General features: G+C 42.1%; 11 protein-coding genes. 7 read left to right on the forward strand and 4 right to left on the reverse strand.

Features of this window, described 5'->3' with window-relative positions; all coding sequences use genetic code 11:
* The first annotated feature begins 3 nt into the window (after positions 1-3).
* Positions 4-753, forward strand: coding sequence for a 3-oxoacyl-[acyl-carrier-protein] reductase (gene fabG, locus Q0Q74_RS02100; RefSeq protein WP_294428039.1), 750 nt, complete (start codon positions 4-6; stop codon positions 751-753).
* A gap of 242 nt (positions 754-995) precedes the next feature.
* Here the strand turns inward: fabG and Q0Q74_RS02105 are convergent, their stop codons facing one another.
* Both Q0Q74_RS02105 and Q0Q74_RS02110 read right to left on the reverse strand, forming a co-directional pair.
* Complete coding sequence (locus tag Q0Q74_RS02105; protein ID WP_294428041.1) at positions 996-1,799, reverse strand: pseudouridine synthase; 804 nt, start codon at positions 1,797-1,799, stop codon at positions 996-998.
* A gap of 100 nt (positions 1,800-1,899) precedes the next feature.
* Positions 1,900-3,237, reverse strand: a complete 1,338-nt coding sequence (locus Q0Q74_RS02110; RefSeq protein WP_294428042.1) for an AAA family ATPase — start codon at positions 3,235-3,237, stop codon at positions 1,900-1,902.
* Between the two features lie 129 nt (positions 3,238-3,366).
* On the opposite strand from Q0Q74_RS02110, the gene Q0Q74_RS02115 reads away from it, so the two are divergent.
* Complete coding sequence (locus Q0Q74_RS02115; RefSeq protein WP_294428045.1) at positions 3,367-4,458, forward strand: hypothetical protein; 1,092 nt, start codon at positions 3,367-3,369, stop codon at positions 4,456-4,458.
* 56 nt (positions 4,459-4,514) lie between these two features.
* Here Q0Q74_RS02115 and Q0Q74_RS02120 read toward each other — a convergent pair whose 3' ends face one another.
* Both Q0Q74_RS02120 and Q0Q74_RS02125 read right to left on the reverse strand, forming a co-directional pair.
* Positions 4,515-5,867, reverse strand: coding sequence for a citrate/2-methylcitrate synthase (locus tag Q0Q74_RS02120; RefSeq protein ID WP_294428046.1), 1,353 nt, complete (start codon positions 5,865-5,867; stop codon positions 4,515-4,517).
* Positions 5,868-5,972: 105 nt separating this feature from the next.
* The gene (locus Q0Q74_RS02125) at positions 5,973-6,983 is read right to left on the reverse strand and encodes a DNA/RNA non-specific endonuclease (RefSeq protein WP_294428048.1); all 1,011 of its coding nucleotides are present in this window, start codon (positions 6,981-6,983) and stop codon (positions 5,973-5,975) included.
* An 80-nt stretch (positions 6,984-7,063) separates the two neighbouring features.
* Here Q0Q74_RS02125 and asnA point away from each other — a divergent pair, with 80 nt between their 5' ends.
* The 5 genes from asnA to dnaK all read left to right on the forward strand — a co-directional run bounded on the left by asnA (position 7,064) and on the right by dnaK (position 13,183).
* Positions 7,064-8,101, forward strand: a complete 1,038-nt coding sequence (asnA, locus tag Q0Q74_RS02130) for an aspartate--ammonia ligase (protein WP_294428050.1) — start codon at positions 7,064-7,066, stop codon at positions 8,099-8,101.
* Positions 8,102-8,351: 250 nt separating this feature from the next.
* The gene (locus Q0Q74_RS02135; protein WP_294428052.1) at positions 8,352-9,377 is read left to right on the forward strand and encodes a GGDEF domain-containing protein; all 1,026 of its coding nucleotides are present in this window, start codon (positions 8,352-8,354) and stop codon (positions 9,375-9,377) included.
* 76 nt (positions 9,378-9,453) lie between these two features.
* Positions 9,454-10,455 (forward strand): hypothetical protein, encoded by a 1,002-nt coding sequence (locus Q0Q74_RS02140; protein ID WP_294428054.1) that lies wholly within the window; start codon positions 9,454-9,456, stop codon positions 10,453-10,455.
* 100 nt (positions 10,456-10,555) lie between these two features.
* Positions 10,556-11,203, forward strand: coding sequence for a nucleotide exchange factor GrpE (locus Q0Q74_RS02145; protein WP_294428056.1), 648 nt, complete (start codon positions 10,556-10,558; stop codon positions 11,201-11,203).
* 33 nt (positions 11,204-11,236) lie between these two features.
* Positions 11,237-13,183 (forward strand): molecular chaperone DnaK, encoded by a 1,947-nt coding sequence (gene dnaK / locus Q0Q74_RS02150; RefSeq protein WP_294428058.1) that lies wholly within the window; start codon positions 11,237-11,239, stop codon positions 13,181-13,183.
* The last annotated feature ends 93 nt before the right edge of the window (positions 13,184-13,276 follow it).

A 13,276-nucleotide genomic window follows, 5' to 3' on the forward strand; every position in this document is an offset into this window, starting at 1 on the left:
TTTATGTTGTTGAAGAATAAAAAAGCACTTGTAACTGGTTCTAGCCGCGGTATTGGTCGCGCTATCGTTGAGGCTTTCATTAAAAATGGCGCTGAAGTCTGGGGCTTGTGCTCTAAGCCTAGTGCCGCAAAAGAAGATTTGGAGAAGCTTGCTTCAGAGAACGGAGTTGCTTTCCATGAGATTTACGCTGATGTCGGAAATGCAGAGCAGGTTACTGAAGTCGTAAAGGTAGCCCTTGCAGAAGCTGGTACATTCGATGTTCTCGTAAACAATGCCGGAATCACACGCGACGGTCTTTCTTTCCGCATGAAGAAAGAGGACTGGGACGATGTTCTTCGCATCAACCTCACAAGCGTATTCCTTATCAGCCAGATTGTTTCAAGCAACATGATTCGTGCAAAAGACAAATCATGCTCAATCATCAATATGGCTTCAATCGTCGGTCTTCACGGACAGGGCGGTCAGGTCAACTATGCAGCATCTAAGGGCGGAATCATCGCTTACTCAAAGGCTCTTGCAAAAGAAGTCGGAAGCCGTGGAGTTCGCGTAAATGCAATCGCACCAGGATTCATCGAGACTGATATGACTGCCGTTCTCAAAGACGACATGAAAGCTCAGTGGATTGAAGGTCTTCCACTCAAACGGGCCGGAAAACCAGAGGACATCGCAAATGCAGCGCTCTTCCTCGCAAGTGATTTGAGCACATACATCACAGGCCAGGTTCTTGGCGTTGACGGCGGTATGGGGGCGTAAGAAACTACATACGCCACTTCGTGTCGTTGACATGAGTGGAAATAATTAACTCGCCGCTTACGCGGCTAGCGTATCCATGTAGTTTCTTACTTCGACGAGTTTTTGTTCCAAAAACTCGCGGAATTCCCTGTCTTTTAAATGACGCGGCCCTTCGCAGCATAGCTGCTTGGAGACTAGCTCAAAACCTGTCTCACAGGTTTTGCCCCGCTAGAGCGGGTCGCTCCCTATCCGTGCCGCTGTCTTTAGTCGCTCAGTAGTTTGATTTCTTCTTTGCTGAGTTCACGGTAACCACCGAGAGGAATTGTGGGATCAAGTTCTAGATTTCCCATCTTCACGCGTTTCAAATAAACAACTTCGTTTCCCAGCTGAGCAAACATCCGCTTTACCTGATGAAATTTCCCTTCATAAATCTTGAGAAGACAATCGATATGCCGTGTGTTTTCCCCGCTCCCCTGCGAGCTTTCACAACTGCTCACTGCTAACTGCTCACTGCTAACTTCAAACTTAATCTCTGCCGGTTTTGCATCAAATCCGTTTTCGTTTCCTTCGCGGTCAATCCAGAAGCCTTTTGAGAATTTTTCTGTGTAGTTCTGTTTTTCTTCTTCGGTGAGAGAATCCCGCAAACCCACGGCGTAAGTTTTGGGTGCGTGAGTTTTTGGCGAGAGAAGCCTGTGCGTGAGCTTCCCATCTGTAGTGAGAATCAGCAGACCCTCGGTATCGATGTCGAGCCTGCCCATACAGTGAAGGTCGCCGCCTAAGAATTTGTGTTTTAGAGATTCGTCGAGCAAATCGAAGACTGTCTGATGCTCTCCATCCTTGTTCGCGCAAACGACATCCTGGCATTTGTTCATCATAATGTAGAGGTCGTGCTGAAGTCGGATTTCTTCCTTGTCCACGCAAACAACATCATTCTCAATGTCGAGCTGAAATCCTGAGTCATAAACAAATTTGCCGTTGACGGTGACTCGTTCATCACGGAGCAGCTTTTTGACATCTTTTCGAGAGCCGAATCCATGATGAGACAAAATTTTATCGATTCTTTCCATTAGCGGTAATCCTTTAATTCAAACATTTGAAGCATAACAAGATTCCATTATATAATATATGCCTGCCAAGAGAAAGAATCCAGAATCCTATTTTTACCTGTTAATTCTGAAATCCTATTTTCCTGTTATTGCCAAAACTCTCGGATTCAAATAATTTCCTTAATTCTCTTGTGTTATTTTCATCCAGAGAAAAACTTGCGATGACGCATTCGTTTTTTTGACATATTGATTTCGCTGCGATTTGTGATAGCACGGAAGGAACTTCTCTTGGTCGACCATGACTTAGCTCGAAAATCAATTCTTTAGTTTTTTCAGGTATATGCTCTGGAACAAGCTTCGTATTGATTGAATTATCAGTAATCCAATCCTTGTATTGATTTTCAATGACAACGGATTTGATTTCTTCTTTCGTGTAATTTCTGATGTTCAGCTTTATTGGAAATCGACTTAGAATATGAGCCGGAATCTTTGAAATATCATTTGCGATTGCAATATAATTTATATGCGATGCGTCAACTTCAACCTTAAAGAAGTTGTCTGCAAAATGTTTTGCATTGTTTTTCTCAAGAAGTACCGAAAATGCTCCTGATAAATCTCTGTCGCCGCCATAGCCGTAGTCAGCTTTGTCTATTTCATCCAGAATTACAAGCGGGTTTGCGATAGGATGACCGTCTTTCTTAAAAAGTGAGCGTAAAATATCACCGCAGTTACTTTTGTCGTAGCCTTTGTCACCTCCCGTCAAGGTGAAGTTTACGCTTCCGCTTCCCAAAGTGGTGCGATGGTAATATCCATAAATTTCGCATAATTTGTTTACAAAAGATGATTTACCGCAGGATGGTTCACCGATTATAAGGATGTTGCTCATTAAGATTTTTTTATCCGTTTTTAAGCTCAAAACTTCTTTGGAAGGGATGAAAATTTCTTCATATTCCTTAAAATTCGGATATTTCTCAAATAAGTCCTTCATTTTCTGAATATGTTCTTCCGTGTATTCTTTAAAATATGGAACGCCGGACAGAGATTCTTTGATAGAGCTGATGTTTTTGTCATTTTCCTTAGTTGTATCAAGCGATGAATAGATTCTGTTGAATTCATCAATAGAGAACAAGGAATCATGTTCAGCAGAATCCTGGTTTTCTGTACGCTCTTCCTCTTGCATTACTTCATTTGCTTCTCGAATGGCTTCTTGGAGGTAATCATTAGGCTCATCAGATTCATCAAAATCTTGGTCTTCTGTATAGTCCTCTTCTGTTGGAGCTTCATCAGACTCCTCGATGGTGTATGTTTCTTCTGAATTAGAAATGTTTGTGCATGTAAAGGCGAACTGTACCAAAAGAGTGGCCAGCTGTTCGTATTTTGTCTCGTCTGATAAGTCGTTGTTATCCAAGAGTGCTACGGCTTTTTTTGCGATAGAGAGCATATTTTTATTTTGGTCCATTTTTGTGTCTCCTTTCTTTTTAAAGTGTAAAATAACGCGTTATAATTTGTATTTTATACGAAAATAAGATTTTGTCAATATTAACGCGTTATATTGAATCTTTTTTGTATTTATTCTATTGTTATTCATATGGATGAAGAACGACTATTTAAAGAAATCATTTCAACTTTCCCTGTATTGCTGACTTATGAGCCAGAAAAAATAATTGAAATTACGAATAAATTTCAGAATTTCCTTTTGGATTATAAGGCGACTGACAATTTTCCAAGACAATCTGATTTGGTTAATGAATATTTGGAGAGTGTGAGTCCGGAGTACAAAAAAGAAGCCGAAAAAGCAATATCGAAGTTCGATGAATTTTGTCTTCAACAAAACATTCCTTTTTTTAAAGTGAACGGGAATGATATTGTTGCCTTTGTGAAAGAAGCGTACAGTAACGGAATGTCTCAGGGGATTGTTCGTGTATTGGTTTCTCGTGTCCGTAAATTCTATTCATTCATATATGAAAAGAAACTTCTGATTTCAAATCCGTTTGATGATGTAAAACTGTCTGAAATTGATTATAAATGTGGCGAGCAGTATTTAATTCCTTCAGAAGAGGAAGTCCAGGAAATAATAAATTCCTTGCCAATAGAAAAAGCTGTGATTCTTGCAGTTATTAGTGTGAAAGCGTATTCTGATGCTGATTTTTTGCAGGCATCTTTTTCTTATGCGGAATTTGAAAATCTAAATCAAAAAATTCTTGTCGATGGAGTTTTACAAGGTACAGAAATTTCAGTTGCTTATTGTTATCGACCTGATGAAAATTGGAATGCAGTGGAGCCTGAAGGGTGGATTATTTCAGAATCTGATGGTGCAGGTTTTAGAGGATATTATGAATATATAAATTCTCCTCAATGGTATAATGATTTACTGGCGAGATTTTGGGAAAAAATCAGTCGTGACCATGTGGAAAATGAATATTATGGAATTGGAGAGGCGTATTTCTCAAATAAAAATATTTCTTTTCAATCATGTAAAAATATAATTCTGAAACAAATAAAGAAACTGTATTCGGAAGGCAAAATAAAACATCCATACGGACTAAAAAATTTCCGATACTTTGCTGTGTTAATGGAATATTCTAAAAGTCATAACCTGGAAAGTGTAAAAAAGATGCTAAATCACTCTACACTGAATACTACAAAACGATTCTTGCAAAATATCGGAATCAATGTGTGAGCTAATTCCACGGATACAAAAGCTGTTTTTTGTTAATCCGTGGAATCAGGTGTTTCTTATCGTTTTTCGATTGGAACATATTCCCTTTCTGCGGAAATGTTCTTGTATGCCGGACGGTAAATCTTTCCGCCTGCAACAATTTCCTCGATTCGGTGTGCGCTCCAGCCTGCGATTCGTGAGATTGCGAAAATCGGTGTGAAAAGCTCGCGCGGGATATTGAGCATCGAATAAACGAATCCAGAGTACAAGTCAACATTCGCACAGATTTTCTTGCCGTCGCCGTGCTTTTCGTAAAGAATATCCGGGCTGAATTTTTCTACCATCTTGTAAAGATTGTATTCTTCGTCGAGGCCCTTTTCGTGTGCGAGTTTTGCAGCTCTGTCACGCAGGATTGTTGCTCGCGGATCGTTGATTGTGTAAACTGCGTGACCCATACCGTAAATCAAGCCTGTGCGGTTGAAAGCCTCTTTGTTGGCAATTTTTTCGAGGTAGCGTTTGACTTCGATTTCGCTTGACCAGTCTTTTACATTCTCTTTGATGTCGTCCATCATTGCGGCAACCTGAATGTTCGCACCACCGTGACGGCGGCCTTTGAGTGAGCCGACTGCCGCACCAATTGCAGAATAAGTGTCCGTATCAGCAGAAGAAACGACATGAACTGTAAGAGAAGAGTTGTTACCGCCACCGTGCTCAGCGTGCAAAATCAAAGCGAGGTCGAGCAATTTTGCCTCTTCGTCAGTGAAAGCCTTGTTGTTTCGGATAAGGCGCAAGAAATTCTCGGCTGTAGAAAGCTCTGGCAGCGGATTGTGAATGTACATTGATTTTCCGTCGTAGTAGCGACGTTTTGCCTGATAAGCGTATGCCGTGAGAGTGGAGAATCGTGAAGTAAGCTCGATACACTGGCGCAAAACATTTGAAAGCGAGCGGTCTTCCGGGTTTGAGTCGTAAGAATAAGAAGCCAGAACACCGCGCGCAAGTTTGTTCATGATGTCGGCAGAAGGAGCCTTCATAATCATGTCTTCGGTGAAGTTGTCCGGGAGCTGGCGGAGAGAACCGAGGTATTCTTTGAAATGATCAAGCTCAGCCTGAGTCGGAAGCTCACCAAATAATAGAAGATAAACGCACTGCTCGTAGCCAAACTGATTGTGAGCCTCTGCGTCGTTAATCAAATCCTCAACATTGTAGCCACGGTAAATAAGGCGGCCAGGAATTGCGATTTTTTTGTCATCCTGAACTTCGTAACCGACTACATCACCAATGCTCGTAAGTCCGACAAGAACGCCGGTGCCGTTTGCGTTTCGGAGACCGCGTTTGACATCGTATTTGTCATAAAGGCTTTTGTCGATTGGGTCATTTCGTTCCGCAAGAACGGACAATCTGCCGATAAACAAACTTTCTGATTCTGTCATAGCTACTCCTTAAACCCCGCGTTAGCGGTATTGCATATTTATGCAATTTTTGTGAAAATATGTTTATAATTATACAAATTTGTGCATATCGTTGCAAGATAAAAATTAGCGCTTAATTTGTCTTTCAATCTCATTTTCAACTTTGTCTTCCAAAAGCGAGAAGAAATCCAGTTTGGTGCGTTTTTCAACTTCATCAACAGTGACGGCGTAATCGTCGAGAGTACCCTCGCATTTTTCGTTCGGAAAAATGAAGCCAAGAGCGACTGCGCTTTCTGCGTCTTCGGGAGTCGCTTTGTCTTTTTCGTCTGCATAGAGCGGGGCTAAAATCACCTTGTAGTAGAATTCTGGAACTGCAACATGGTTTTCACCGATTGATTTGTATTCAGAGGCTGGCTTTTCAAGAATCGGGCCTGAAACAACATAAACGCGTCCGAAATTCTTTGCCCAGAGACGCACTTCGGCTTCAAGGTCTTTCCAGATTCCGCGGTTTAATCCGCCTGTCTGCGGACTCATATTGCTCATGTAAAAAGTCTGGCTCATCGCCATCTCATCGAAAGCAAAATCTGCCGCCGGTGAAAGATGCCCTCTGTCGTAGCCGGATTTTTTGTAGTCGGCCGGTGTTGCCGAACCTGTGACGATTTCGGGGTCCGAGCGGAAGTCATCGGAGCGGTTTGTGTTTTTTACAAGCTCATCTTCGGTGAGGCAGTACGCGCTCCATTCAGCCTGCTCGTAGCTTTCTCTGTAACATACGGAATAATGCGCAAAATTCCTGATTTGATGGTCTGCCGCATTGTGTTTTCCGGCGCACAGCGGAAATTCTAGATTTTCGGGCAGAGCGACGAATCCTTTTTGTTTTGAAGGCTTTTTCTGTTTTTCGGAAGTGGATTGCCCGCTTTTTGATGATTGTGCAGGTTCTGCTTCAGAATCTTCTATAATAGTTGGAGAGGAATCTTCGGGCTTCAGAATTGGACTGAAAATTTCGTCAACCTGAGCGCGGAATTCTTCGTTAGTTTTGTATGAATAAATTGCCAGTGCGACGAGAACTGCAAGAATTATATAGAAGAATATTAGCGAGTGAGACTGCTTTCGTCTGCGTGATTTTCGTTTTTTTGCCATGGATATAGTATAGAAAAAAAAATGTGTTTTAGCTATCATAATTTTAAGATAAAAATTAATTCAAAAAATAGAGGCACATAATGGCAACAGTACAGATTCCAGGAAACTACAAATCGCTGCTTGGTGAAAAAGAGACTGAGCACGCAATCGTAATGATTAAAGATTTCTTCCAGACTCAGCTTTCAACAGCTCTCAATCTCACACGAGTTACCGCACCGCTTTTTGTTCAGAGCGGAAAGGGCTTGAACGATGATTTGAATGGCGTTGAACGAGCCGTAAAATTCCCTGTTAAGGACATGGGCGACGCTCAGATGGAAATCGTTCACTCGCTCGCAAAATGGAAGCGTGTTAAGGTCAGCGAAATGAAGCTTCCTGCAGGTTTTGGAATTTACACTGATATGAACGCAATTCGTGCCGACGAGGATTTGGACAACATTCACTCTCTTTATGTTGACCAGTGGGACTGGTGTGAGTGCATCAATAAAGAAGACCGCACTATTGAATATTTAAAAGCTGCTGTCCAGAAGATTTATGCCTGCCTTAAACGCACTGAATTCTACATTTACGACCGCTACGAAGATATTAAACCGATTTTGCCAGAAAACATTCAGTTTGTTTACGCTGATGATTTGCAGAAGCGATATCCAGATTTGACTCCGAAAGAGCGCGAGTCAAAAATCTGTGAAGAATATGGAGCTGTTTTCATTATCGGTATCGGCGGCAAATTGCCGGACGGCACAATTCACGATGGTCGTGCTCCTGACTATGACGACTGGATTTCTGACAGCGGTAACGGTCACAAAGGCTTGAATGGCGATCTTCTTGTCTGGAATCCTGTTTTGGAATCTTCATTTGAGCTTTCTTCAATGGGTATCCGCGTAAGTCCAGAAAGTCTCAAACTTCAGCTTGAAGAGCGGGGCTGCCCGGAACGAGCAAATCTTGAATTCCACAAACGACTTTTGAACGGTGAGCTCAGCTTCACGATGGGTGGCGGTATCGGTCAGAGCCGCTTGTGCATGTTCTTCCTTCGAAAAGCTCACATCGGCGAAATCCAGGTTTCAATGTGGCCGGATTCAATGAAAGCCGACTGCGAAAAGCATGGAATCCACCTTTTGTAATTAGAAATTAGCAATTAGCAATGAGAAATAAAAAAAATTGCTAATTGCACATTGCTAATTTTATGGGAAACTTTCTGTGCCCCTGAAAGTTTCCCTATCTTTGCCAACTGCTTTTCTTTTTTTTTCGATTATTGCTCATACGCTGAACCTTCCTTTCTTAATTGTGTTTTTTTCTAAAAAAAAATTGTTTCCTTTTCTGCTTTCTGTGTTACAATTGTATAAGGCAATTTTCAGAGAATTGGGAGTCTGTATGGGTGAAAAGATACTCGAATTCCTTTCCAAACAGAAAACGCTGCTTTTTTTAATAATGTGCCTCATGGTACATGCATTTAACGCTGTTCTTTTCTATTGCATCGGCTTGTTTCCTTTTTCAGTTTTGAATGTTTTCAGCACGATTTTCTATGCAACAGTTTTACTTTGTTTCAAAAAAAATACTGATTTTTACATTGTCTTCACATATTTTGAAATTATCACTTTTTCATTTATAAGCGAACTTTTTTCAGGCGGAGCTTTCTGCTATATTTTCTATGTTGTCGGAATGATTTCCGTGGTTTTCTATCTTCTTCCGCCCAAAAAACGAATGAAGCATCTTTTTCAGTGGATTGGAATCATTTATGCGATTGCAATTTATCTTGTTTACATGAAGCAAATCTGTCTTTTCCCGGAATACGCTCAAATCGTTGATTCTTACAAGGGAAAAATCGGTTTTCTGAATCTTGGCATAACACTTTTCACTTTGTTCTATATTTCAAATCTTTACTTCTTTGAAATGAATGCGGCTAGTGATACGCTTACTTACTGCTCGAACCATGATTTGATGACTGGTCTTTTTAACCGTCGTTTTTTTGAGCATATCATGCAGCGCAACAAGACAGAAAATGAAAATGATTACACGATTGCAATTTTCGATATAGATGATTTCAAAAAGGTCAATGACACTTACGGTCATCAGGCGGGCGACTGCGTTTTAAAAACGGTGAGTGAAATCCTTGAAGACAATTCCCAGCAAGATTATGTTACGGTCAGATGGGGCGGAGAGGAATTCATACTTTACATGCCTCAGACTTCTGAAAATGAAGCCTATAATCATCTTGAAAAATTATGCAATAAAATCCGCAGTACTACAGTTGAATATGATGAGCACAAAATTAGAGTCACTGTTACGGTCGGAATGTGCACCGGAAGTGACCTTACAGACTATGAAAATGTAATCCGTCAGGCCGACGACAAACTTTACTACGGCAAGCGCAACGGAAAAAATTGTGTCGTAAGGTAATTGTTTATTCCGAATAAACTCTCATTATCAGATAGATTTTTATGACCGTTTCAAATATACTTGATTGGAATTGTATATGGCAGATACGGTAAAATTTTCTTCTTCACAGCTAGAATCTTCTCTTTCGTCTTTTTCGTCAAAAGGAATCACTGAATTCACATTGCAGGACAAGCAGATTCTTTCTCATAAGGGCAAATTGCTTCATTTTTTGCAGGTTTTCCAGAAAGAGGCGGGAGATGTTTTCCTGACTTTGCCTGTTTCGGCGAACGTTCTTGATATGGACGTGTGCAAGGCCTGTGCCGAGCTTTATTGTACGCTTGAAATTCCTTTTTCGGGGCTCAGCAAGGGCGGCTCTTATCTTTTTGACAAAAAATTCTTTTCCCGCCGCTCGGATATGCTCAATACTTTGGGGCTTGTCTTTGGCTTTGACATGGATTTTGCTTGTGTGCCCGGCGATTCGGTAAAATCTTTCCGCGACAGACTTGATTTTGCGCTTTCACTTTACCCGAACCACATTGATTTTCCGCAGATTGATTCCCAGAACGAAGCAAATTCTTCTATTAAAATGCCTAAACCGACGGCGACTTTCTCTACTCAGGACATAAAGATGACGAAGGAGACGGCCTTTGCGGCTTCTACTTTTTACAGCTATGGAAGGGCGGTCACATGGTTTCTGGCAGTTCTTGCCCCGCTCAAAATGACTCCTTCAAAATTCTTCCAGGATTTTGCTGAGTGGCAGAACCACAATAACTTTTCGCTTTCTTCTGGCTGGAAACCTGAACAGGCAAAGCACACCGAAATCGAAAAAATGCAGCTCGCCTTCTTAAAGTTCAAATATGAAGAAAAAAACAAACCGCAGCTTTTTGAGGTAGTGAGCAATGTCGTTCGCCTGAACGGTGCTTTTTCCCGCTGTTTCGGTGAGGGCGAGGAAAGCCGGCTTGATTTATCCTACAATCCGGATGAGCTTCTTTCGGGTGCCGCAATGGACATTCAGGGCTTTTTCGACAATTCCTTCATGGAAAACAGCACGGTCAAAGTCTTCATGGGGAAAGAAGATGTCGACTGGCGGTATTGCTAGAAATTCAAAAAAAAATCTATTTATCATCTTTTTTTTCTTGACGATTTTTGATAGATTTTACTATCTTTATTCATAAGAAAAGAATATTCAGGAAGTAATCATGAAACACGAAAAACATGAACAAACCGAAGAAAATGTAAACGAGTCTGAGCAGAAAGCAACTGAGCAGACTTCAGAAAAAGCAGAAGAGGGCGCTTCTCAGGCTTCTGAATCTGCTGAAAAATCGGAAAGTTCTGAAGAGTCAAAAGATTCCAAAGAATCTGCCGAAGCACCAAAAGAAAAGACCCCGGAAGAGCGGATTGCAGAACTTGAAAAAGAAAATGCTGACCTTAAAGATCAGCTCTTGCGTCGCGCTGCAGACTTCGACAACTACCGTAAGCGCATGATGCAGGAAAAACAGGATGCATTTGATTACGGCAATGCAAATCTCCTCAAAGACTTGCTTGATTCACTCGACAACTTTGACCGTACCCTTGATGCCGCAAAAGATGCAAAGGATGCAAAATCAATTGCTGACGGAATCCGTATGATTAACAAATCGCTCGTTAGCATGCTTGAAAATAAATACAATCTCGTCGCATTCGGAAAAGAGGGCGATGCTTTTGATCCTGATTTGCACGAGGCAATCGGTATGCAGGAAGGCAAAGTCAAAAAAGAAGAACTTGCCGCAGTCTATCTTAAAGGCTACAAACTCAAAGACAGGGTTATCCGCCACGCAAAAGTCATGGTGGTTAAGCCGGCTGAGTAAAAATCGTAAATAATACTATAGGAGAACATAAAAATGGGAAAGATTATTGGTATTGACTTGGGTACTACAAACTCTTGTGTTTCTGTAATGGAAAACGGTGAACCAGTTGTTATTCAGAACTCTGAAGGTTTCCGCACAACTCCATCTATCGTTGGTTTTACTGCAAAAGGCGACCGTGTTGTAGGTCTTCCTGCTAAAAACCAGATGGTCACAAACCCAAAAAACACAGTTTATTCTGTAAAACGACTTATCGGCCACAGATATTCAGAACTTTCTGGCGAAGCTACAAAACTTCCTTATGCAATCAAAGATAACGGTCAGGATGTCCGCGTTGAGGTTACGGAGAACGGCTCTAAAAAAGAGTTCAGCCCTCAGGAAATCTCAGCTTTCATCCTGCAGAAGATGAAGAAAACCGCTGAAGATTATCTTGGTCAGGAAGTCACAGAAGCCGTAATCACAGTTCCTGCTTACTTCAACGACTCTCAGCGTCAGGCTACAAAAGATGCCGGTAAAATCGCAGGTCTCGATGTAAAACGAATCATCAACGAACCGACTGCCGCAGCTCTTGCTTTCGGTTTTAACAAAGACCAGTCAAAAGAAAAGACAATCGCTGTTTATGACTTGGGTGGTGGTACATTCGATATTTCTATCCTTGAGCTTGCTGACGGCGTATTCGAAGTTAAATCAACAAACGGTGATACTCACCTTGGTGGTGACGACTGGGACCGTGCTATCGTAAACTGGCTCATCGCAGGCTTCAAAGCTGACACAGGTATCGATTTGAGCGGAGACGCAATGGCTCTCCAGCGACTTCGTGATGAAGCAGAAAAAGCAAAAATCGCTCTTTCAAATCAGACAACTGTAGACATCAATCTTCCATTCATCACAGCTGATGCAACAGGACCAAAACACTTGCAGAGAAGCCTTTCTCGTGCAGAATTTGAAAAAATGACAGATGACCTCTTCGAGCGCACAAAGGAACCTTGTCGAAAGGCTCTCGCTGATGCAGGCATCTCAACAAGCGACATCGATGAAGTTCTCCTCGTTGGTGGTTCTTCACGAATGCCAAAAGTTCAGGAAATCGTAAAATCAATCTTCGGGAAAGAAGGTTCACGCGCTGTTAACCCGGATGAAGCTGTTGCAATCGGTGCAGCCGTTCAGGGCGGCGTTCTCCAGGGCGATGTAAAAGACATCCTCTTGCTCGATGTAACTCCACTTTCACTTGGTATCGAGACAATGGGCGGCGTTATGACAAAACTCATCGCTCGCAACACCACTATTCCTACAAAGAAGAGCCAGGTCTTCTCAACAGCAGCCGACGGACAGACAGCAGTTTCTATCCATGTCCTGCAGGGTGAGCGTGAGATGGCAAGCCAGAACCGCACTTTGGGCAATTTTGACCTGGTCGGAATCCCTGCCGCTCCTCGTGGTGTTCCACAGATTGAAGTTACATTCGATATCGACGCAAACGGTATCGTCCATGTTTCTGCAAAAGACTTGGGAACAGGCAAAGAGCAGCACATCCAGATTACTTCTTCAAGCGGCTTGAGCGAAGAAGAAATCAACCGCATGGTAAAAGATGCTGAGGCAAACGCTGAGGCAGATAAAAAACAGCGTGAAGCAATCGATGTTAAGAATGAGGCAGACAGCCTTGTTTACCAGACAGAAAAGAGCATGAAAGAGCTTGGGGACAAAGTTAAGGGTGCTGACAAACAGGCAATTGATGATGCTGTTGCAGCCCTCAAAAAGGCTCTGGAAGGCGGAAATACAGAAGACATCAAGGCAAAAACAGAGGCTTTGAAGAACGCTTCATACAAAATTGCCGAAGAAGTCTACAAACAGCAGGGTGCAGCTGGTGCACAGCCGGGCGCTGACCCGAATGCACAGGCTGGTGCTGATGCCGGAAATGCTGGTGATGCCAATGGCGGCAGCAAATTCGACAAAGGCAGTGCCGACGATGTAGAGTACGAAGTACACTAATACCAAAAAATACATCCTTGTATTTTTTGGCATAACGAGAAAATTCTGTTCAACTAACGGCAAACAGAATTTTCTCTCTTTGCTTCTACCCTG

The organism is uncultured Treponema sp., from assembly GCF_946187725.1.
Classification (GTDB): domain Bacteria; phylum Spirochaetota; class Spirochaetia; order Treponematales; family Treponemataceae; genus Treponema_D.